General features: G+C 49.8%; 22 protein-coding genes. 19 read left to right on the plus strand and 3 right to left on the minus strand.

All coding sequences use genetic code 11. The features are described from left to right. The first annotated feature begins 311 nt into the window (after positions 1-311). Entirely contained in the window at positions 312-524 is a 213-nt protein-coding gene (locus tag NUV48_09310; GenBank protein ID MCR4442334.1) for an alpha/beta-type small acid-soluble spore protein, read from the plus strand. Positions 525-582: 58 nt separating this feature from the next. Here the strand turns inward: NUV48_09310 and gpr are convergent, their stop codons facing one another. After that, positions 583-1,572: a GPR endopeptidase gene (gene gpr, locus NUV48_09315; protein MCR4442335.1), complete on the minus strand. Its 990-nt coding sequence runs from the start codon at positions 1,570-1,572 to the stop codon at positions 583-585. 640 nt (positions 1,573-2,212) lie between these two features. Between gpr and rsmD the strand changes: the two genes are divergently transcribed. After that, the gene (gene rsmD / locus NUV48_09320; protein MCR4442336.1) at positions 2,213-2,770 is read left to right on the plus strand and encodes a 16S rRNA (guanine(966)-N(2))-methyltransferase RsmD; all 558 of its coding nucleotides are present in this window, start codon (positions 2,213-2,215) and stop codon (positions 2,768-2,770) included. A gap of 33 nt (positions 2,771-2,803) precedes the next feature. After that, positions 2,804-3,262, plus strand: coding sequence for an ATPase (locus NUV48_09325; GenBank protein MCR4442337.1), 459 nt, complete (start codon positions 2,804-2,806; stop codon positions 3,260-3,262). Between the two features lie 71 nt (positions 3,263-3,333). Here NUV48_09325 and ylbJ read toward each other — a convergent pair whose 3' ends face one another. Continuing rightward, entirely contained in the window at positions 3,334-4,560 is a 1,227-nt protein-coding gene (ylbJ, locus tag NUV48_09330) for a sporulation integral membrane protein YlbJ (GenBank protein ID MCR4442338.1), read from the minus strand. A gap of 112 nt (positions 4,561-4,672) precedes the next feature. Here ylbJ and NUV48_09335 point away from each other — a divergent pair, with 112 nt between their 5' ends. After that, on the plus strand, positions 4,673-5,470 hold the full coding sequence (locus tag NUV48_09335) for a patatin-like phospholipase family protein (protein MCR4442339.1): 798 nt from the start codon (positions 4,673-4,675) through the stop codon (positions 5,468-5,470). On the opposite strand, the gene NUV48_09340 is transcribed toward NUV48_09335, so the two are convergent. Further along, positions 5,467-6,714, minus strand: coding sequence for a nucleotidyltransferase (locus NUV48_09340; GenBank protein MCR4442340.1), 1,248 nt, complete (start codon positions 6,712-6,714; stop codon positions 5,467-5,469). The genes NUV48_09335 and NUV48_09340 overlap by 4 nt on opposite strands. A gap of 143 nt (positions 6,715-6,857) precedes the next feature. Here NUV48_09340 and pta point away from each other — a divergent pair, with 143 nt between their 5' ends. The 15 genes from pta (at position 6,858) to smc (ending at position 22,168) form a co-directional block, all read left to right on the plus strand. Further along, positions 6,858-7,853 (plus strand): phosphate acetyltransferase, encoded by a 996-nt coding sequence (gene pta, locus NUV48_09345; protein MCR4442341.1) that lies wholly within the window; start codon positions 6,858-6,860, stop codon positions 7,851-7,853. Positions 7,854-8,005: 152 nt separating this feature from the next. Continuing rightward, on the plus strand, positions 8,006-8,530 hold the full coding sequence (locus tag NUV48_09350; GenBank protein ID MCR4442342.1) for a DUF177 domain-containing protein: 525 nt from the start codon (positions 8,006-8,008) through the stop codon (positions 8,528-8,530). 21 nt (positions 8,531-8,551) lie between these two features. After that, positions 8,552-8,743, plus strand: a complete 192-nt coding sequence (rpmF, locus tag NUV48_09355; GenBank protein ID MCR4442343.1) for a 50S ribosomal protein L32 — start codon at positions 8,552-8,554, stop codon at positions 8,741-8,743. Between the two features lie 97 nt (positions 8,744-8,840). Continuing rightward, a complete protein-coding gene (gene fapR, locus NUV48_09360; protein MCR4442344.1) occupies positions 8,841-9,395 on the plus strand; it encodes a transcription factor FapR in 555 nt (184 codons plus the stop codon). Positions 9,396-9,415: 20 nt separating this feature from the next. Then, the gene (gene plsX, locus NUV48_09365; GenBank protein ID MCR4442345.1) at positions 9,416-10,411 is read left to right on the plus strand and encodes a phosphate acyltransferase PlsX; all 996 of its coding nucleotides are present in this window, start codon (positions 9,416-9,418) and stop codon (positions 10,409-10,411) included. A gap of 13 nt (positions 10,412-10,424) precedes the next feature. After that, the gene (locus tag NUV48_09370; GenBank protein ID MCR4442346.1) at positions 10,425-11,423 is read left to right on the plus strand and encodes a ketoacyl-ACP synthase III; all 999 of its coding nucleotides are present in this window, start codon (positions 10,425-10,427) and stop codon (positions 11,421-11,423) included. A gap of 22 nt (positions 11,424-11,445) precedes the next feature. Then, a complete protein-coding gene (gene fabK / locus NUV48_09375) occupies positions 11,446-12,396 on the plus strand; it encodes an enoyl-[acyl-carrier-protein] reductase FabK (protein ID MCR4442347.1) in 951 nt (316 codons plus the stop codon). 18 nt (positions 12,397-12,414) lie between these two features. Continuing rightward, positions 12,415-13,389, plus strand: a complete 975-nt coding sequence (fabD, locus tag NUV48_09380; protein MCR4442348.1) for an ACP S-malonyltransferase — start codon at positions 12,415-12,417, stop codon at positions 13,387-13,389. Next, entirely contained in the window at positions 13,364-14,122 is a 759-nt protein-coding gene (gene fabG, locus NUV48_09385) for a 3-oxoacyl-[acyl-carrier-protein] reductase (GenBank protein ID MCR4442349.1), read from the plus strand. Before fabD ends, fabG begins: the two co-directional genes overlap by 26 nt. Before the next feature lie 40 nt (positions 14,123-14,162). Beyond that, entirely contained in the window at positions 14,163-14,390 is a 228-nt protein-coding gene (gene acpP / locus NUV48_09390; protein MCR4442350.1) for an acyl carrier protein, read from the plus strand. Positions 14,391-14,455: 65 nt separating this feature from the next. Beyond that, complete coding sequence (locus tag NUV48_09395) at positions 14,456-15,403, plus strand: nitronate monooxygenase (GenBank protein ID MCR4442351.1); 948 nt, start codon at positions 14,456-14,458, stop codon at positions 15,401-15,403. Positions 15,404-15,426: 23 nt separating this feature from the next. Then, positions 15,427-16,683 carry a beta-ketoacyl-ACP synthase II gene (gene fabF / locus NUV48_09400; GenBank protein ID MCR4442352.1) on the plus strand — a complete coding sequence of 419 codons (1,257 nt, stop codon included), beginning with the start codon at positions 15,427-15,429 and terminating at the stop codon, positions 16,681-16,683. 111 nt (positions 16,684-16,794) lie between these two features. After that, complete coding sequence (gene rnc, locus NUV48_09405; GenBank protein MCR4442353.1) at positions 16,795-17,499, plus strand: ribonuclease III; 705 nt, start codon at positions 16,795-16,797, stop codon at positions 17,497-17,499. Further along, positions 17,499-18,614, plus strand: coding sequence for a radical SAM protein (locus NUV48_09410; protein ID MCR4442354.1), 1,116 nt, complete (start codon positions 17,499-17,501; stop codon positions 18,612-18,614). The genes rnc and NUV48_09410 overlap by 1 nt, the downstream gene beginning before the upstream one ends. Further along, on the plus strand, positions 18,605-22,168 hold the full coding sequence (smc, locus tag NUV48_09415; protein MCR4442355.1) for a chromosome segregation protein SMC: 3,564 nt from the start codon (positions 18,605-18,607) through the stop codon (positions 22,166-22,168). Before NUV48_09410 ends, smc begins: the two co-directional genes overlap by 10 nt. The last annotated feature ends 5 nt before the right edge of the window (positions 22,169-22,173 follow it).

Genomic DNA, 22,173 nt, shown 5'->3' on the forward strand with positions numbered 1-22,173 from the left:
GCCGGGGTTATCGGTTCCGCCGTCGCCGCCGGCGTCCTGCTTTCCCTGTTCAAGTAAAAATAACAATAAAAAAGAGCCTGCGGGCTCTTTTTTATTGTTATTTTTTGCCAGGCGAAACCAGGTATTTAATTTAAAAAAGAATAAAAAATATCAACGAGGGTATTAGTAAAAATAAACCTTAATTGGTAAAACATTTTAAAAAAATATTTTAGTATGAAGGTATAAACGATTTGTGTACGGATAATACTAAGCTTGCATATGAATATTTCCCTCAAGGGAGTTAGAGGCCTGAGAAGGGAGGTGAAAAGGAAATGACGAGGAACACCAACAAGCCAGCTGTTCAAGGCGCGGAAAATGCTCTTGACCAACTGAAGTATGAAATAGCCGGCGAACTTGGCCTGACCAACTATGGCCAGATCGACAAGGGACAGTTGACTTCCCGCCAGAACGGCTACGTCGGGGGATATATGGTCAGAAAGATGATCCAGTTTGCTGAAGAAAACCTGACCAGGGGCGTCAGATAAATCAAAAACAAGCAGGAATAATATTCCTGCTTGTTTTAAAGTTTATAAAACGCTTCAGTTAATGAAGATAATGCTCAACCTCGCCAGGGGGCATTCCTGGATGAAGGGCGATTGCTAGTGACATGGCTATAACCCTTGCTGTGTTGGAAATTTGTTCGTCAATTTCTTTGGGCGTGACCATGAGTTCACCGCCAAATGGCTCCAGTACCCTGGCGATCATTTCATTTACGGCCACGGGACGCAAGCCCATGTAAACGCTCTGCAGGGCCGGCGTGGCACGCAAGTGGTTGAACAGTTCCTCCATGGCCTGGTGAGCAATGATCCCTGCCGGGACAACCGTTGGGACACCGATTGCTATGACCGGCACACCCATCGTTTCCATGTTGATACCCATACGTTTATTTCCTATCCCGGAACCCGGACTGATACCGGTTGTAGCTATCTGGATGCTGGCATTTATTCTTTCCACGCTTCCTGCCGCCAAAGCGTCGATGCAAATCAACAAATCAGGTTTGACATGGTCCACGGTCCCTTTGATGATTTCAGCAGTCTCAATTCCTGTAATACCTAGAACACCGGGAGCCAGTACCGCGACAGGTCTCAAGCCTTGGCGCAGTTCTTCGGGCGCGTATTGAAACAGGTGACGGGTGGCCATGGATAAATTGACAACCTTGGGCCCTAAAGAATCGGGGGTGGCGTTCCAGTTGCCCAAACCAATGACCAGGATGACCGAGTCGTTCTTTAAAGGTAAAATTTCTTTTAATTTTTGGGCAAGCGTTTCACCGATAATTTTATGTTCCGTCCTGTTGTTGTTCCTGAGAGATGCCGATTCAAGCGTTATGTAGCTTCCTCGCGGCCTTCCCATTATTTGTTCGCCCTGTTCGTCAAGAATGGTTATTGTTTTTATTGTGCCATAATCAAATCGGCTTTCTTCCATTTTCACGCCTGGTACTTCACGCCCGGTCTCTCCCCTGATAAGATTATGCGCTTCCACGGCAAGACCAAGATGAATTCCCAGCAGTCTATATAACTCGCTTTTTGTTTTCAATCCGGGGACCTCCTTATGCCTTACTGGCATTTATTTTCTCCTGCCCTGTGAGCTTTTATGTAATCCGACGCTTGACAACATGCCAGAAATAAAAAGTAACAGTGAGTTTTTATGACTCATATTATATTAAGGGCAGCATCCATAATTAAATAAAAGAAAGGAGAGTTGGGCTAATATGGTTGAAACTCAACAGGCTGGTTGCGGCTGGGGATTTGGCAGCACCGGCATGCTCTTCCTGATCATCCTCATTCTAGTGCTATTCCCGGGATGGCCCTTCGTCGGATACGGTAACTAGGCAGCCAGGATGTATCGATAAACAATCGATTTATAGTGAAAGAGGCGGCGGGTAACCCCGCTGTCTCTTGCTGATAAATGGGATTTTTAACGTGTTCTTAAAGCATAATTTTATGAAAAAACAAGGCTAAATAAAAATAAAAGGCCCGCAAAATGCGGGCTGGTAAGCCAAAGGGACTGATGAGGAAAGATTTTACCGGTAATTTGTCCTTTTCTCCTTTTCTTTTATATTATAAACGAAAAGGAAACTCGATATGAGCGGCGAATAAAGGAAATAAAGGAAATATAAAATAAAGGCAATAATGTGATATAATTTTTTAAAAGGAGCCAATGAAAGACGTTGCGCGTGATCGCTGGTACGGCCCGGGGCCACAACCTCAAGTCGTTGAAAGGTTTGAAAACGAGGCCCACATTGGACAGGGTAAGAGAAGCTGTTTTTAATGTTATCGGCAGCAAGGTTCAAAGTGCGGTTTTTTTGGACCTTTTTGCCGGAACGGGAGCGGTAGGGATTGAGTCTTTAAGCAGGGGAGCACGGTGTTGTTATTTTAATGATATTGATAAAAATTCGTGCCGTCTTGTCCGTGAGAACTTGCTGCGCTGCCGCTTCCAAGAAAACAGCCGGGTCTTCAACATGGATGCTGTAGATCTGCTCAGATTTCTTGAGAAAGAAGGTGGCGCTTGCTTTGATGTGGTGTATGTGGACCCGCCGTATGAAAGAGGTCTCTATGACCTTGTGCTGGGGCTGCTCGGGAAATCAAATCTTGTAAATGATCAATCGCTGGTTATCGCCGAAACTGGTGGTAAAACAATCCTGCCAGAGAGGTTTGGACAGCTGGCGCTTACCAGGACAAGCCGTTACGGGGATACGGTTATTTGGTATTACCAGTATGATGCCAATAGATAAAAAGCATATGTAAAAATGATGGAGGAATAAAACATGGAAATTTTGCGCTTGCTTGATGAATTTGAAAACACAATAGAAGAGTGTTCTCGTATTCCTATGACCGGTAAACTGATTATACACGAAGATACGCTTTACAGTATTCTAGACAGGATCCGTGCCGTATTGCCTGAATCGGTCAATGAGGCCGAGTGGATTATGCGGGAGAGAGAAAGGATCATCAGTGAAGCCAACCGCGAAGCAGAGACAATAATCGAAACAGCCAAGTCCAAACTGCAGAGAATTGCAGGGGAAAGCGAAGTGGTTAAGCTTGCAAAACTGCAAAGCGACGAGATAATAGAGAACTCCAAGAACATTGCCAAAGAAGTGACCCAGGGAGCTTTTAACTATGCCGATGACGTTATGCTCCAGCTCCAGAGCGAGCTGGAAAAAATACTGCAGGTGGTAAGAAAAGGACGGGAGGAGATAAGGCAAAACCTGCAGAAAAAGGGGTAAGAGAAGGCGCCGTTTGGCCATAATGACTGTCCTATCAAGCTTTGAACCTGATGGTATTCAGGTTTTTTGCTTTAATAATCATTTTTGAAAAAGCAAATAGCTAAAGAGACGAAAACAGTTACGACCATGATAAGAATTGACCATTTGCAGGCAGACCAAAAACCGTAAATAAGGTTGTATTTAAAAACAAAAAGAGGAGAACCATTTACCGGGAATGTAGAAAAGGCAGGGACAGCTGTGAAGTTTTCCCAGAGCCGGCTGGTGATAGAAAGTAAAAAAGCGATTGCTCCAGCCAAAACGCTTTGGATTATCCTGCCTAAATAATAAAGGCGCGGTCTTATTCCCGAACCTGCCAGCACGCTGGTAACCTGGGCTTGGATAGAAAGCCCGCTCCACCCGAGGATGACGCTAGCGGAAACGGCCTTTACCGTCAAAGGTAAATCGCAGCGAGAAAGCTCTTTTAGACCAAGAGTTATTTCCCAGAAGCCTGTTGTAAAAGGTGTCTTTAAAGCCGGGTCCAAGCCCAGCATGTATAATATGGCCCTGATGGTGTTTTCGATGTGCTCCTGTATGCCGGAAGTTTGGAGAACCCTTATTAGCACGGCAAAGAAGACTATAAAGCCGCCGATGAGGGTAATTGTATTGATCCCGGAGCGAATAGCTTCCCCAAGCAATTGACCGAGAGGTTTTTTCTTTTTCCAGGTCTCAAACAGGGTGCGGGCACTTTTTTTTAAAATGCCCCTAAACACCGAGTTTTGCTTTTTTCTGGGGCTAAAAACGCCAAGAATTACACCGAGCAAAAAATTTGAACAATAGTGCGATAAAGCCAGCACCATTCCCAGGGCTTGATTATGGAACATGCCCACACCAACAGCGGCCAGGATGAAAAGCGGACTGGAATTGTTGGTGAAGGCTACAAGCCGCTCGCCTTCCTCCTTTGTGCACAGCTGCTCTTCGCACAGCCTTCTGGTGAACACTGCTCCCATGGGAAAACCGGAACTGAAGCCCATAGTCACCACAAAAGAGGCCGCTCCGGGGAGATTAAAAAGGGGGCGCATCAGGGGTTCGACCAGTTCTCCCAACATGGCTACGATGCCTAAATTGAGCAGCATTTCGGCAATAATAAAGAATGGCAGCAGTGAGGGCGCCAGGACGGTTGCCCAGAGTTCCAGCCCCAAACGGGCTCCCTGGTAGCTTGCTTCCGGCCAGATAAGCATGGATATGGCGAGAAAGAAAACAAGCCCGGCTAAAAACGCTGAAAGAAAACCGCCGCTGTTTTTTTTCCAGATGTCCAGCATAAGACAGCCACCTTTCCCGGCGCCCCTTAAAATTATATGGCGGGAAAAGTGCTGCTAGACCATTCAGTTGATGGAAGCGGCTTTTTTGTATATTGAAAAGAGGTGGAGTGTCATGAAAAAACTCGGATTGGCCTTGGGAGCGGGAGGGGCGAAAGGACTGGCCCATATCGGCGTTCTCCAGGTTTTTAAAGAGAAAAAATTAAAGGTTGACATGATCGCCGGCTCAAGCATGGGAGCCCTGATCGGAGCTGCTTACGCCTCCGGGACGGATATCGATCTGCTGGCCAAACTCGCCTCCACTCTTCAGCGCTCGCTCTTTATCGATGTCAACATACCCAGGGTCGGGCTTCTTAAGGGTGAAAAGGTGCTTGGTCTAATCCGGCTTCTGACACACAATAAGGAATTTTCAGAGCTTCATATCCCGCTGGCTGTAGTGGCCACGGATATCGAAAAGGGCGAACCGGTTGTTTTCAGGGAAGAAGGGGACGTGGCCCAGGCTGTGAGGGCCAGTATTTCAATACCGGGGATTTTCAACCCCGTTAGGGCCGGAGACAGGCTCCTGGTAGATGGAGCTGTTACCGAAAGGCTTCCCGTTTCAATACTAAAAGAAATGGGCGCCGATTACGTCGTGGCCGTAGATGTTAAGGCTTGCCCCGCGGGTGAGAGGATAAAAATACAGAATATCTACGATATTATCATGCATTCAATTGAGATACTGGAAAACAAAGCTTGTAAGGAAAGCCTGGAAGCGGCGGATTTTTTGATTACGCCCGATACTAAAGAAATAGGGACAACGGAATTTCACAAGGCTGAGGAGTGCGTGGAAGCTGGCCGGATCGCCGCAGAGGCAATAATTGAAGAAATAATGATTGAACTGGCAGGGAACCGGAAAGCTGGGCACTTCAATTAGGACAGATTTACCGGAGCGCGAAAATAGTCGGCGTTGCCATGCCTGCATGCAGCGGCGGGGTAAAGAAGGGAATAAAGGCTGGCGGCCAGGAGATCAGTTTCCCAGAAGACGCTGAATGTCTCCCCGGATGCAGAAAACTTGCGGCAGTGTGCAGCCTTAGTAATTACTGGCAACATGCTTGTTTCTTTTATTTTTTTGATCAGTTTACGGCCTGTGCTGGTGAACCCCAGTATGCGCAAGTACGGAGGACCTCCTTTGAGCACTGATTCCTTATCCTTTGTATAGTTGAGGAGAAGGTGAACCAGGAAACGCTGCAGCCTGGTGTATGTGTATCTTTTTGTTTTCAGTTTATCCAAAAAGTCACTGATGCCGACAGACATTTGGGCCGTTTTTACGATCCGGTTTTCCAAGCCTTCAGTCAAATCAACGATTTTAAGCAATTCGCTTTCGCTGCTGCGGCGCAGAAGCGTCATTACCTGCCGGTCCATGTCCTCGCGGGAGACCGGGCCGCGGCCTTTTTCAAATTCCCTGCACAGAATTTTTATACTTGTCTGCGGTAGAAACTCCTCCATTCCTGCGGTGACATGAAGAGGGCCATCACCGCTATTTATGATGCGGTGTCGAATTGCTGTAGCGCTGGGCAGCCGGCCTGGAGCAAGTTGGGTTTCTTCATAGCCTGCTCCTTTCCTGGTAACGGGAACAGGCTCCAGGGGAATTTTCATTTCCTGCAGTACCTGAATGTAAGTCAGGGCGAGAATATTATTTGGTTTATTCCAAACCGCAGATTCCATAAATTCACCCGCCAGGGCCAAACTTCTCGCTTTAGGGAAGGAATGGCCTTTTTTCAAGGCCCTTTTTAAAGCCGACCTGAATTCCGGTGTTTCTTGAACAAGCAGACGGGCGGTTTTAAGAAACATGTCGGGTTCGTGGGTTTCCACACCGAAAGAGAGATGAGTCACTACACCTGTCCGGTACAGGGTTTCGATACCGCCGCGGGCGAACCAGTACGCGCTTCGAGTAGCGTACAACGCTGGAAGTTCCAGGACCAGGTCCGCCCCGTTTGCCAGGGCCATTTCAGCCCTGGCCCATTTATCGACTATGGCCGGTTCGCCCCTTTGCATAAAATTCCCGCTCATGACGCAGATTACGGCAGCGGCACCGGTTTTTTCCCGGGCCCGAGTCAGGTGGTATAGGTGCCCGTTGTGGAAAGGGTTGTACTCGGCGATGATGCCGGTTACTTTCATTTCATTCCCCTCAACTTTATCTATAAATTGAACAGAATTAACATGGATTTCTTTCAAAAAAATATTAATCAAAATAGGAAAAACAAAAGAAATGGAGAATATTAATTTGGTTAATGAAAATTATACCAAAGGAGGACGCCTTTATGAACCTGATCGAAAAAATTCGAGAAAAGGCCAGAAATAATAAAAGGACCCTGGTGCTGGCCGAAGGAACAGAAGAACGAACAGTTCAAGCCGCAGGAATAATAGCTGAAGAAAGAATAGCCAGAGTTATACTTCTAGGGGAAGAAAGCGAGATAAAACTAGTTGCCCAGAAGACCGGCGCGGACCTGTCTAAAGTTACAATCATCAACCCTGCTTACTCCGAGCAGTTCTCGGAATATGTCGAGGCGTTATTGGAAATCAGAAAGAGCAAAGGCCTTAAAAGAGACGAAGCGGTCGCCCTGATGAAAAACCCGCTGTACTTCGGCGCGATGCTGGTGTTCAAGGGAGCTGCCGACGGGATGGTGGCCGGCGCGCAGAACACCACGGGGGATGTTCTAAGGGCTGCGTTGCAAGTAATAAAAACCGCTCCGGGCATCTCCGTGGTATCAGGCGCTTTTTTGATGGTCTCACCGCTGAAAGAATACGGCGAAGATGGGGTGATGGTCTTTGCCGACTGCGCAGTTACACCAAACCCTACTGCTGAACAGCTTGCTGAAATTGCCTACGCGTCGTCCAAAACCGCGCGGGACCTGGTAGGAATGGAACCTAGGGTAGCCATGCTTTCTTTCTCCACGAAAGGCAGCGCCAGCCACGAATTGGTCGATAAAGTGGTAAGGGCTACCCAAATCGCCAAGGAAAGATATCCTGGGCTGGAGATCGACGGTGAACTGCAGCTTGATGCGGCCATAGTTCCCAAGGTGGCGAAATCAAAAGCTCCCGGCAGCCCTGTGGCGGGTAAAGCCAATGTCCTTGTCTTTCCGGACCTGCAGGCCGGCAACATAGGCTACAAACTTGTGCAGCGCTTAGGAGACGCAGAAGCAGTGGGACCTGTGCTGCAGGGGATGGCCAAGCCGGTGAATGACCTTTCCAGGGGCTGCAGCATCGGAGACATTGTTAATACTGGCGCCATGACCTGCTGCCAGGAGATCAGCTAGCCTATCGTTAAAAACAACGTGCTCCTTCCGCCTGAGCGAGATGAAGAACCGGACTGCGGCACAGAACCGGACTGCGGCGTGTTGACAGCATGCTTTTATCTTTGTATAATGACGTAGTTACAATGTGTAGCTCAAACAGAGGTGAACAACCGGTGAAATTGAACGTCAGCCGTCTTCGCAAAGAGCCGGGTTCCAGGGAAGAGTTCGGTTGTGTAATAGCGAGCTTCAGGGACGAGGGGGATATTGTTATTTGCAGCCCTATACAGGTGGAAGGATGCGTTGTTAATACGGGAAAATTGCTGGAAATGAAAGCTAAAGTAAAAACGGCTTTTTTAACCAGTTGCAGCAGGTGCCTTGAAGAGGTGCGACTTCCCGTTGATTTCGAGTTCACTGAGCATTACTGCCATGAAAGCGACTGCGACCAAGAGATGATAAACAGCGCGGACAAAAATGATATTACTGTATTTAACGAAGAATGGATAGACATTACCCAGGCAGTCCAGCAGAACCTTATTCTCAACATGCCGATGCGAGTATTATGCAGTCCCGGTTGCCCGGGTATTTGCCCGCACTGCGGGAAAAACCTGAAAGAAGGAAAGTGCGAATGCCGGGAGGGCGATATTGACCCGCGAATGGCTGTACTGGCCAAATTAATAAAGGACCAGGCAAACAATTAAGGAAAAGAGGAGGTGGTCTTCATGGGCGTACAACAACACCGCCGTTCAAAATGCAGGATTCGCAGGAGAAGAGCAGAAATTCTCAAACTGGAAATTCCCAGTATAGTCACCTGCCCGAAATGCCACGAACTTAAACAGCCCCACCGAATATGCCCTGCCTGCGGGTATTATGACGGCAGGAAAATTTTCGAAGTAAAAAAGAAAGCTGAGTAGGCTTTCTTTTTTTGTGTTTTTTGCTTGCCAAAAACAGCGTTAGAATTTATACTAGGTATTGATACCTGCTATAAATCTGGTAAGGAGCTGAATGGCAATGGTAACCAGGTTGAGTAAAAATCAACGGCAAAGAGAATTAGCCCGGTTGCTTTTTACAAACCCGTTTACCACTGATGAAGAACTGGCAAAAATATTCGATGTCAGTGTCCAAACAATCAGGCTTGACAGGATTGAACTGGGGATCCCGGAACTCAGGGAAAGAACAAAGCAGGTGGCTGAACAGGCTTTTAAAAAAGTGCGCTCCATGTCGGGCAAAGAGTTCGTGGGAGAACTTCTCGAACTTGAGCTGGGCAATTATGCCACTTCTGTTCTGGAAGTGGGAGAAGAGATGGTGGCGGAAAAAAGCCAGGTCTGCCGGGGCGACCATATTTTTTCACAGGCCAATACCCTGGCTACCGCGCTCATTGATGCCGACATCGTGCTTACAGGCAGCGCCAGGCTGAGATACCGAAGACCGGTTTACTTGCATGAAAAAATTGTGGCCAAGGCGGTTTTTGCCAGGAAAAAGTATAACAAATACCTGGTTAAAGTGGTGTCCAAGGTCGGGGCGGAAGAGGTTTTTGTCGGTAAATTCATTCTGGTGGCCAGATAGACGAGGAGGAAGGTGATTTGATGAGGATTGCGGTTGACGCAATGGGCGGCGACCACGCGCCCGCTGAGATTATCAAAGGCGCGCTGGCTGCGGCGGAACTGGATAGCAGTCTGCACATAATCCTGGTTGGGCAGGAAAAAGAGATAATAAAACACCTGCCGGGTGAACTGGCAAACAGCAGCCGGTTGTCAATAGTCCACTGCCAGGAAGTTATTGGCATGCACGAACACCCGGCCACGGCCTATCGAAAAAAAAAGGACGCTTCCATAACGGTAGCGACACGGCTGGTAAAGGAAAAAGAAGCCCAGGCCGTCGTTTCGGCTGGAAGTACGGGAGCGCAAATGGTGGCGGCCCTGTTCGGCCTGGGAAGGCTGGAAGGAGTTGACAGGCCTGCTATTCTCATTATTCTTCCGACACTCCAAGGACCAGCCCTGCTCCTTGACGGGGGCGCCAATGCGGACTGCAAACCGGCAAACCTTTTACAGTTCGCAAAAATGGGAAAAATTTACGCTGAAAAGGTCCTGGGGATGAATAATCCTCGAGTGGGTTTAATCAACATAGGTGAAGAAGCCGCCAAGGGCAACGATTTGACGATTAAGGCTTATGAACTGCTGGGTTCTGACCGAGACCTGAACTTTATAGGAAATATCGAAGGGAGAGACATTTTATCCGGCAAAGCGGAGGTCATGGTCTGCGACGGTTTTGTAGGCAACATCGCCCTGAAAATTATTGAAGGCACGGCAGGAACCATCATGGCTCTGCTGAAGGAAGAAATGACGGCCAGCCTTTGGCGAAAAATAGGGGCGCTCATGTTAAAACCGGGGCTCAAGAGATTGAAATGGCGCCTTGATTATGCGGAGTACGGGGGTATGCCTCTTCTCGGAGTAAAAGGGGTCAGCATCATTTGCCACGGCAGCTCCCAGGCAAAAGCGATTAAAAATGCCATTGCGGCAGCCAAGGATTGTGTAAACAGCAACTTCATTGATGAACTGCAAAAGAGCATCGAAAAATGGTAAGGTTGGTGAGAAGATGTCTGCATTTTTAAGACCGGCGGGGATTACTGGCATCGGCACTTATTTGCCCTCGCAAAAGATTACGAACGCGGACCTGGAGAAAATGGTGGATACCTCGGACGAATGGATTCGCACGCGCACCGGGATTTCAGAACGCCGAAAAGCGGATCCGGCGGAAGCCGCGTCGGATCTGGGAACCAAGGCCGCGCTGAAAGCGCTGGAAGATGCGGGAGTGACACCTGAGGAAATAGAGATGATAATTGTTTCCACCGCCAATCCAGACATGCTGTTTCCGGCTACTGCCTGTTTGATCCAGGATAACCTGGGAGCCAAGAACTCGGGAGCTTTTGACTTGTTTGCCGCCTGCACGGGATTCATTTACGCGCTGGCGGTAGCCAACCAGTTTGTGGCTTCGGGGATGTATAACACCGTGCTGGTGGTGGCGACGGAAATACTGACAAGATTGGTCAACTGGGAAGACCGCAACACCTGCGTGCTGTTTGGCGATGGGGCCGGGGCGGCGGTGGTGAGACCAGTCGGGGAAGGTGAAGGCTTTCTATCCTTCGATTTGCATGCCGAAGGCGCCGGCGGCGACCTGCTGAAAGTTCCGGCAGGCGGTTCCAGGATGCCTGCTTCCCTGGATACCGTCGCTAACAAGATGCATTACATACACATGGCCGGCAACGAGGTCTTCAAATTCGCCGTAAGGATTATGGGGGAAACAGCGTTGAAGGCGCTGGAAAAAGCGGGTTTATCGAAAGAAGACGTGGATTTTCTTATTCCTCATCAGGCCAACACGCGGATCATTGACTCGGCTGTAAAACGGCTTGGACTTTCACCGGACAAAGTATATATAAACCTGGATAAGTACGGCAACATGTCGAGCGCATCCATCCCCGTGGCTTTGGAAGAAGCCCTGGAAAAGGGTTTGATCAAAAAAGGAGACTGTCTTGTGCTGGTAGGGTTTGGGGCCGGGTTAACCTACGGAGCCTGCGTGCTGAAATGGTGCAAGTGATTAGTAAAGGGGAGATTGTGAATTGGAAACAGCTTTACATACGGAATTATGCGATTTAATAGGGATAAAGCACCCGGTCATCCAGGGAGGAATGGCCTGGGTGGCCACCGCCGAGCTTGCGGCGGCAGTATCCGAAGCCGGCGGCCTGGGGATCATAGGCGCGGGAAACGCGCCTGGAGAGGTGGTGCGCCAGCAAATCAGGAAAGCGAAAGCCCTGACGGCAAAACCTTTTGGGGTTAACGTGTATTACCTGTCGCCGTTCGTGGAGGAGGTTATCGAAGCGGTCATCGACGAAAAGGTCGCCGTTATCACCACCGGGGCCGGCAACCCGGGGAAACACATTCCCAGGCTCAAGGAAGCGGGAATAAAAACCATACCGGTTGTATCTGCTGTTGCCCTGGCCAAGCGCCTGGAAAAAGCGGGCGTGGATGCCGTGATTGCGGAAGGAATGGAGTGCGGCGGGCACACGGGAGAACTGACCACGATGGCTCTTGTGCCGCAGATTGTGGATGCGGTTCAGGTCCCCGTGATCGCCGCCGGGGGCATAGCTGACGGAAGGCAGCTCGCGGCTGCCTTATGTCTGGGAGCGAAGGGCGTGCAGATGGGAACGCGTTTTATCTGCGCCAAGGAATGCACTGTGCACATGAATTACAAACAGGCCGTTATTGGGGCAAAGGACCGCGATACAGTTCTCACGGGCTATCCGGGGCATTATGTCCGTGTCCTCAAAAACAAGCTGACACTGGAGTTCGAAAAATTGACCAGGGCCGGGGCGGAGGAAGGGGAATTCGAAAAGCTTGGCACAGGCAGACTCAGGGCAGCGGCGGTTGAGGGCGATGTCCTGACGGGTTCGGTAATGGCCGGGCAGGTTGCGGCAATGGTCAAAAAAATCCAGCCGGCTTCAGAGATCATTGAGGAAATAATCGGCGAAGCAAGGCAAGTCCTGACTCAAAAAAGCAAATTATTCAGGTGAGGGGTTTTTGGTATCATTATGGATAAAAAAATTATGGCGTTTGTTTTTCCCGGGCAGGGTTCCCAGTATGTCGGAATGGGAAAAGAAATATGCGAAGAGTATCCTGCCGCCAAAAACGTTTTTGACGAGGCTGAGGAAAGACTTGGTTTCTCGATAAGCGAGCTCTGTTTTAACGGGCCGGAAGACGAGCTTAAGCTGACCGTAAACACGCAGCCCGCCATTTTGACCACCAGCGTCGCTCTGCTGAGGGTGGTGGAACAAGAGGGGATCAGACCGTGTTTTGTGGCCGGTCACAGTCTCGGCGAGTATTCGGCGCTGGTTGCCGCGGGAGCGCTTTCCTTCGGTGATGCCGTATGGCTGGTAAGAAAAAGGGGGGCCTTCATGCAGGAAGCAGTAGGGCCGGGAAAAGGGACAATGGCGGCCATCATGGGACTGGAAGAGAAGGAAGTCCAAAAGATATGCCGTGAGGCCTCGCTTAGCGGGGTGGTGGAACCAGCGAACTTCAACTCGCCCGGGCAGATTGTCATCGCCGGCGAGACGCATGCGGTGAATAAGGCGGTGGAACTGGCCAAGTCCGCAGGCGCAAAGAGGGCCGTCATGCTTCCGGTCAGCGGCCCGTTTCATTCAAGCCTTTTGAAGCCGGCCTCCTCCAGGTTGAGCGAGGAGCTGGCAAAAGTGGAAATCAAACAAGCCAGCATTCCCGTGGTGGCCAATTATACGGCCCGGCTGGAAAAAGACCCTAAAGAAATCAGGCGCAACTTGGTGGAACAGGTGAACAACGCCGTATTGTGGCAGCAATCTGTGGAAACACTTCTTGAGCTGGGCGTGAACGCCTTCATTGAAATAGGTCCGGGAAAAGTTTTAAGCGGTTTGATTAAAAAGGTTGCTAAAAACGCAGAAATGTATAATATTGAAGATGTAGCCAGTTTAAGGGAAACGCTGACCACGCTTAAAGGAGGTCAGGACATTGGCAGATTGCAGGAAATCGTTTGAGGACAAGGTGGTGCTTGTCACCGGGGCTTCCCGGGGTATTGGAAGGGCGGTCGCCCTTGCTTTTGCTAAAGAAGGCGCCGTGGTGATTATTAACTACCAGAGCAGCGACGAGGCTGCCGCTCAAACCCTGGAGCAGGTCAAAGCGCTTGGCGGCAAGGGCGAAACGGTTAAGGCGGACGTAGCGCTGGCAGGACAGGTCGAACAGATGATCAGGGATGTGGTCGGCAAATACGGGCGTCTGGATGTTCTGGTCAACAATGCCGGTATAACCCGTGACGGCCTGCTCGTAAGAATGAAAGACGAAGAATGGGATCGGGTCATCTCGACAAATCTTACCGGATCCTTTAATTGTCTGAGAGCAGCCGCGAAGCCGATGATGAAGCAGCGCTCCGGCAGGATCATCAATATCAGCTCCGTCGTGGGCCTGACAGGAAATACCGGGCAGGCAAACTATGCGGCGGCAAAGGCGGGCCTTTTGGGGTTGACAAAGAGCGCGGCCAGGGAACTGGCCTCGCGGGGAATAACGGTGAATGCCGTGGCCCCTGGTTATATTACCACCGACATGACGGAACAGATTTCCAAAGATGCCAGGGAACAGCTGGCTGCGCGCATACCAGCCGGCCGCCTGGGTAATCCTGATGATGTGGCCCAGCTCGTGCTTTTTCTGGCAGGCCCAGGCGCGACATACATAACTGGCCAGGTCGTGGCCGTTGACGGCGGCATGACCATGTAAAACAAGAAACAACAGGCGGCATTTGGAAGGAGGTGAAAGGATGAACATATTTGAGAAGGTTAAATCAATAGTGGCTGAACAGCTGGGTGTTGAAGCGGCTGATATAACGCTGGAAACCACCTTTGATGACCTGAATGCTGATTCCCTGGACGTTGTCGAATTAATTATGGCCCTGGAAGAGGAGTTTGATATCGAAATCCCTGATGAGGATGCAGAGAAGATTAAAACTGTCGGTGACGCGGTGGATTACATCAAAGAAAGACAGTAGTTTAATTAGGAGGTCCCGTAACCCCAAGCGGCGGGACCTCCTAATAAAAAGCAGGAGGTAAGACGGTGAAATTACCAGAACTCAGCATAAGCAATCTAAAACCGGCGATACCTATTATCCAGGGTGGAATGGCCATCCGGATATCCACCTCGCGTCTTGCCGCGGCCGTAGCCAATGAAGGCGGAATCGGCCTGATTGCCGGAAGCGGCATGTCACCACAGGAATTAAAAGAAGAGATTAAAAGCGCGCGCAGTCTTTCCCAAGGGATTATTGGGGTTAACATCATGTATGCGGTATCGGCCTTCGCCGAACTGGTTAAAACAGCGATCGAAGAAAAAATAGATTTGATTGTATCCGGGGCTGGTTTTTCCCGCGACATGTTCGGTTGGGGAAAGGAAGCCGGGGTTCCCGTCGTCCCCATTGTCGGTACGGACAAACTTGCGGCAATTTCGCAAAAACTGGGGGCTTCGGCGGTAATCGTGGAAGGGAAGGAAGCAGGCGGGCACCTTGGGACCAGCGAATCCGTTAAAGAACTCCTCCCGAAAGTCAAAAAAGCCGTTTCCATCCCGGTCATTGCCGCGGGCGGGATTGTTGACGGCAAGGATATGGCGGAAATGATCAAACTGGGCGCCGACGGCGTGCAAATCGGTATTCGTTTTGCGGCAAGCGAGGAGTCGAATGCGGACACCAGGCTGAAAGAGGCTTACGTTAAAGCCAAAGATGAAGACATCATACTGATCAACAGCCCTGTCGGTCTTCCGGGAAGAGCCATCCGCAACGAATTCACCGAAAAACTGAGCCAAGGCCTGACACTTTTTCCGAAAAGCTGTGTCAAATGCTTGAAGGAATGCGCCAAAAACTTTTGCATCATGGAAGCGCTTCAAAACGCCCAGCAGGGAAAATTGGCGGAAGGCTTGATTTTTTCGGGGGAGTATATTGGCAAAATAAAGGAAATATTACCGGTGAGAGAGATTATTCGCAACCTGCTGCGCGAAGCGGCAGAGTGCGTTTGAAATAAAAATCATGGGGGTGTTGTATGAAAAGACGAGTGGTAATAACCGGGATGTCCGCAATTTCACCGGTCGGAACAGGACTAGAATTGTTTTGGGAAAGGATAACCGCAGGCCAGTCAGGGATAGTAAAAATATCGCGGTTTGAGACGACTGGTTACTCCACGCAAATAGCTGGCGAAGTAAACGATTTTGACCCTTCAATATATATCGACAAAAAGGAAGCCAGGCGAATGGATCGTTTTGCTCAGTTTGCCGTGGCCGGGGCACGAATGGCGCTTGCTGACGCCGGGATCAAACCGGAAGAACTGGAAAAAGAAAGAACCGGGGTAATAATGGGTTCAGGGATAGGCGGCATCGAAACGTTGGAAGAGACGGCCCGGGTCCTCCATGAAAAAGGTCCAAGCCGTGTAAGCCCGTTTTTTGTGCCGATGATGATTGGCAACATGGCGGCGGGCCAAGTGGCTATCAATTTGGGAGCAACCGGCCCCAATATTACTGTGGTTACGGCCTGCGCTTCAGGAACCAACGCCATTGGCGACGCCTTTAAGCTGATCCAGCGCGGCGCAGCAGAACTGGTGATTACCGGGGGAACCGAAGCATCGATAACCCCTCTTGCTCTTGCCGGATTCTGTGCGATGAAGGCTCTTTCCACGCACAACGACGAACCGCAAAAAGCCAGCCGTCCTTTCGATGCGGAGCGTGATGGTTTCGTTATGGGAGAAGGGGCAGGCATACTTGTCCTGGAAAGCCTGGAGCACGCACAGGCAAGGGGGGCCCGGATCTATGCGGAAGTACTTGGATACGGAGCTACCGCCGACGCTTATCATATTACGGCGCCTGCACCCGGCGGCGAGGGCATGTCCAGGTCGATGAGCGAAGCCTTGAAAGACGCGGGACTTCGGCCGGAAGACATCGACTATATCAATGCGCACGGCACTTCCACAGACCTGAATGATAAGTTCGAAACCATGGCCATCAAGAATGTTTTTGGAGGACATGCCTCTAAACTGGCCATCAGCTCAATCAAATCAATGACCGGACACTTGCTTGGGGCGGCAGGCGGGATTGAAATGGTTGCCACGGTGTTATCCGTGTATAAAGACCTTGTCCCGCCAACAATCAATTATGAAAATCCTGATCCCGACTGCGATCTCGACTACGTTCCGAATAAGGCGCGCAAAATGACAGTTCACTGCGCTCTCAGCAATTCCTTCGGCTTCGGAGGACAAAACGCCACTGTCGTGGTAGGCAAATACAATTCGCCAAATAAACGTGAATAACCATTCCATCTTGTGGTTTCATCGAAATAGCGTCATAATATAAGGGAGGCTCGCGAAAGCCTCCCTTGTGTTATGCAGGGCTATAGGCAAACAAAGGGGTGTTAAACGACCTTGAACAGCACGCGTGAAGAACAACTGAAAGAACTGCTGGCCGTGGTAAAAGTAAAAAAGACAATCAACCTGGAACTGGTAAACCAGGCCCTCACACATCCTTCCTACCTTTACGAAAGCGGCGGCGGCATTGAACACAACCAGCGGCTGGAGTTCCTTGGGGATGCGGTTATAGGGCTGATCATTGCCCAGCATCTCTATGAAAAATACCCTGGTAAAACGGAGGGAGAACTCACAAAAATGAGGGCCGCGGTTGTCTGTGAAACGTCACTGGCTGAAGCGGCAAGAGCCTTAAACCTTGGCCGGTATATCCTGATGGGAAAAGGTGAAGAACAGACTGGTGGGGCGGGCAGGGCTTCCAACCTGGCCGACTGCTTAGAAGCCTTCATCGGGGCGCTTTATCTGACCCTTGGCCTTGAAAAAACGAATTATTTCGTCATTTCTCTGCTGAAAACCAGGATAAAAAACGCCGCCAGGGGGTTTTTCGGCGATTATAAAACACAACTGCAGGAGTATATCCAGCGCAATCCTGAAAACCAAGTCTGTTACAGGATACTGCAGGAAGAAGGACCCGATCATGACAAAACGTTTTACGCCGCGGTTTATCTTAATGAAAAAGAGCTGGCCAGGGGAAGGGGCCATACAAAAAAAGAGGCGGAACAGATGGCGGCCTTGCTTGCCCTGAATGCCCTGGGAGCCGAGTGATGGACAAGTTTCTGGTTGTACCGTTTTTTATTCCCCACGCCGGCTGTCCTTTTACCTGCGTCTTCTGTGACCAGCGGAAAATCAGCGGGGTAAAACACGCCATGTCTCCCGTTTCTGTCGCGCCGGTGGTGAAAAAATATTTGCAAACAGTAAAAGAGATTCCCGCGAAGGTGGAAGCGGCTTTTTTCGGCGGCAATTTTACCGGACTGCCGCTGGAGGAGCAAAAAAGGTGGCTGGAAGCGGCGGCCGAATTAAAAAGAGCGGGAATAATCACCGGCATTCGCCTTTCCACCCGGCCGGACTTTATCGATGAAACGAAGGCGAGGCTACTCAATGAATACGGGGTGACTGCGGTTGAGCTGGGCGTGCAGTCACTGGACGAGGACGTTCTGGAGAAAAGCTATAGGGGACATACTGCCGCCGACACATCCAAGGCTACAGAAACCCTGAGGAAGTACGGATTTGAGATTATTTACCAGCTGATGCTGGGACTGCCGGGAGACAATGCCCGCACGGCCAGAACGACCGCGCTGAAAACAATTTGCTCCAGACCGGACGGAGTGCGCATTTACCCGGCCCTGATTCTTAAAGGGACAACCCTGGCCTGTTGGTATGAAAAGGGGATTTACAGGCCGTGGAGTCTGGAAGAAACAGTGGAAATAGGCTCGCAGTGGTTCGCCCTGTTTTCATTATACGGTATAAGAATAATCCGCATGGGACTGCAGGCATCAGAAAACTTAACCCTGGAAAATGATTTGCTGGCCGGTCCGTATCACCCTGCATATGGTGAACTGGTTGAAAGCCGGCTGTTCTTGAAGCAGTTAACAGAAATATTTTGTCTTGCCGGGTGTCCACCTGGTAAAACGGTGGTCATGTTTAACCCACGCGATATTTCTAAGGTTGTGGGTCAAAGGAAAGAAAACCTGGCCCACCTAAAAGAAAGATTTCCACACTCAGAGATCGGGCTGGCCAATGATCCCGGTATTCCAGCCGGCGATCTGGCCCTGATCTACGGCTGGAAAAGGCTTTTTTTGTCAAGAAAGGAGTTTCTGGAAAAATATCGAATAAAAGAAAATGAGTTTTTTGGTGAAAAGGGCGTGAACCCGTGTATTTGAAAAAGCTGGAGATTCATGGTTTCAAATCGTTTGCCGATAAAACCGTTCTGGAGTTTAAACCAGGTATTACCCTGGTTGTAGGTCCAAACGGCAGCGGCAAATCGAATATAGCCGATGCCGTTCGCTGGGTTTTGGGAGAACAGAGCGTGAAATCGCTGCGCGGCGGGAAGATGGAAGACGTGATCTTTGCCGGTAGCGAAAAGAGACGCTCCCTGGGTATGGCGGAAGTATCGCTCACCCTCGACAATTCTTCGGGCCTTTTTCCGCTCGAATTCAACGAGATCACGGTAACACGCCGTCTTTACCGGTCTGGAGAAAGCGATTATTTGATTAACCGCGTTCCCTGTCGCCTGCGTGATATTCACGAGCTGTTCATGGATACCGGCATAGGCAAGGAAGGGATTTCGATAATTGGCCAGGGAAAAGTGGATGAAATCCTTTCGGTCAGGCCAGAAGAGAGACGCGGCCTGCTCGAGGAGGCGGCAGGCATCGTCAAATACCGCCACAGGAAGCGGGAAGCCGCCAAAAAACTGGAAGAAACGGAAGCCAGCCTTGTCAGGTTGCGCGATATTGTAAGCGAACTTGAATCACAGGAAGAGCCTCTGGCTGAGCAAGCCAAGACGGCTTTACTGTACAGGGATATGAAGAGTGAGCTGGACGGTCTGGAGATTGGCATGCTGGTGGATGAGATGGAGACATGCCGTCGCCGCTTGGAAAGCATCGGTAGGAGCCGGCAAAACGAGGAAAAAGAAATTGAACAGGCCCGCACCGAATACTATGAAGCCCTGTCAAAGGAAGAAAAATACAAACTGCTGCTGCAAAAGCAAGAAGAAAATCTGGCTGTTCAGCAAGAAAGCATTTATGAAGAAAACCTGCGCCTGGAAAAAAACGAAAGCGAAATGAAGCTCGCAGCGGAACGCATTTCCGATCTCGTCCAGCAGGCAAAGAATTACGGCGGCGAAATCCGGAAATTAAACGAAGAACTGGAAAGCATGAAAAGCGATTGCGAACATCACAAGGCAGCCGGTGAAGCGCTCGGCAAGTCCCTGGAAGAAGCGCGGGAAAAGCTTAGACAGTATGAGGATTATCTATCCGGCGATTCCCTGGAAGAACAGGGCCTTGCACAAAGATTGGACGAGTTGAAAACTGAACACTTCGAGTTTTTGCAGGAAGAAACAAGAATAAACAATGAGATAAACAGCGTAAAACAACGGCTGTCACTGCTGGAAAGGCACGAAGAACAGCTTAGGGATAAAGAGAAACAACTGGTATCGGGGCTTGATTCAATCAAAAACAGGGCAGACGAATTGGAAAGTGAAGCCGGCGAATTCTCGGCAAGGCAGCTTTTCCTGGAGAAGCAGCTGGCCGAAAGCGAGATGCATTACCGCGAAGAAGAGAAAAAGTATAAACAGATCCAGCAAAGAATTCGCGGCCTGCTGGATGAAAAGAACAGCATCGCAGCCCGCCAGAGGGTTTTCAGCGAAATGGAAAGAGAGGGGCAGGGCTACGGGCAAGGGGTCAGGGAAATACTGCTCCAAAAGGCCAGGGGCGGTTTCGAGCAAATCGTGGGCACGGTGGCCCAGGTAATAAGCGTTCCCAAGGAATATGAACTGGCCGTTGAAGTTGCGCTGGGAAGCGCACTCCAGCACCTGATCGCGGAAAATGAAGACGCTGCGGAAAAAGCTGTCGAATGGCTCAAAAATAACGATAAAGGAAGGGCCACCTTCTTGCCCCTAACCACTGTAAAGGGAACGACAGCCGCCGAAAAGCCGCCGCAGGAAGAAGGAGTGGTGGGATTATTAAGCGAGATCGTCCAATATGAAAAAAGGTTCAAAGGGATTATGGATTTCCTGCTGGGACGTGTTTGGCTGATAAAAGACCTTTCAACCGCCATAAAACAGGCCAGAGCAATCGGCTTTCGCTGCCGCATGGTCACTCTGGACGGGCAGCTTGTCAACACCGGAGGTTCAATTACCGGCGGCAGCGTAAAAGCAAACGCCAGCGGCATCTTAAGCCGAAAACGCGCTGTCGGGGAGCTTGAGTCGGCCATAGAAATGCTCAGGCAGGAAATTGAACAGGCTGAAAAAGAAGCGGAAGAACAAGCTGCCGTTGTTGCGGCATCCGAGGAAAGAATCGCGAAACTTAAAGCAGACCTTCAGGAACTGATCATTAAGAAAACGGAGAACTTAAAAACGCAGGAAAGGTGGAAGGCCGATCACGAGCGCTGCCAGACAGAACTGGAGACGGTCAGGTGGCAGCTTGCCGAAACAACGGAAGAAAAAGCCGGTTTCCAGAAGAGCATTAACGAGGCGGAAGAAAGAAGCAATGAATTGAAAAAGCTGATCGTAGAGATAAACAATGAATTGTTGACCTTGCAGGATGAGGTGAAAAAGAAACAGAGCGAAAGATTGAAAAAGAACGAGAAACTGACCCAACTGCGCATTGAAGCAGCGACGATAGAAGAAAAGATGGCTTCTTTCCAGAAGGAAAACAGCTACCTGTCAAACAGGCTGAAACAAATTAAACAGCATAAAGAGGAAAAGGAAACAGTCCAGGCGGAACTTAAAGAAAAGAAAATGGAGCTTGAAAAAACGTTAAATTCTCTGGAGTACGAGAAAGAGAGAATATTATTGAGCTTAAGAGAGAAAGAAAAACAGCTGGAGAAAATGAAAGCAAAAAAATACCAGTTGCAGGAAGAACTAAGCAGAATCGAGCGGGAAGCGAAGGAAAAAAGCGCTTGGATGAAGGAAAAGGAAGAAAAACTGCACCAGTATGAACTACAGCAGTCAAAATACGAGACATCCCTGGAAGCGGTGGCGAGCCGCCTCAATGAACAGTACGGGCTGACCTGCGAAGAAGCCAAAGAAAAAAGCACGTCTATTCTGGACAAGCGTTCCTCGCAACAAAGGATAAGCTGGTTGAAGGAAGAAATATCAGCCCTTGGACAGGTCAATACCGGAGCCATAGAAGAATACGGCCGTCTAAAAGAAAGGCTTGATTTCCTGACCGGGCAGATAAACGACATGACCGGGGCCAAGGAAAGACTTGAGCAGGTAATAAAAGAAATGGACCAGATCATGACCAGGCGGTTTAAAGAAACCTTTGCCCTTGTTGACAAGTACTTTCAGGAGATGTTTTCCCGCCTGTTCGGGGGTGGCCGGGCCCAGCTTTTGCTTACTGATGCCGAGAGCCTGCTTGAAGCCGGCGTTGAGATTGTGGTCCAGCCCCCGGGTAAAAAATCGCAGCACCTTTCTCTTTTATCGGGCGGAGAAAAATCCTTGACAGCCATCGCCTTGCTCATGGCCGTTCTTAAAGTGAAACCGAGCCCTTTTTGCGTGCTCGACGAGATCGAGTCAAACCTTGATGAATCAAATGTGGCCGGCTTCGCCCAGTTGCTCAAGGAATTCTCCACCGATACGCAGTTTATCGTCATCTCCCACCGCAAGGGAACGATGGAGATTGCCCATGTCTTATACGGCGTCACTATTGAGGAAACCGGGGTATCCAGCCTGGTTTCAGTAAAACTGGAAGATGCCAAAAAAGAGGCCAGTTAAACTTA

Source organism: Peptococcaceae bacterium, from assembly GCA_024655825.1.
Classification (GTDB): domain Bacteria; phylum Bacillota; class Peptococcia; order DRI-13; family PHAD01; genus JANLFJ01.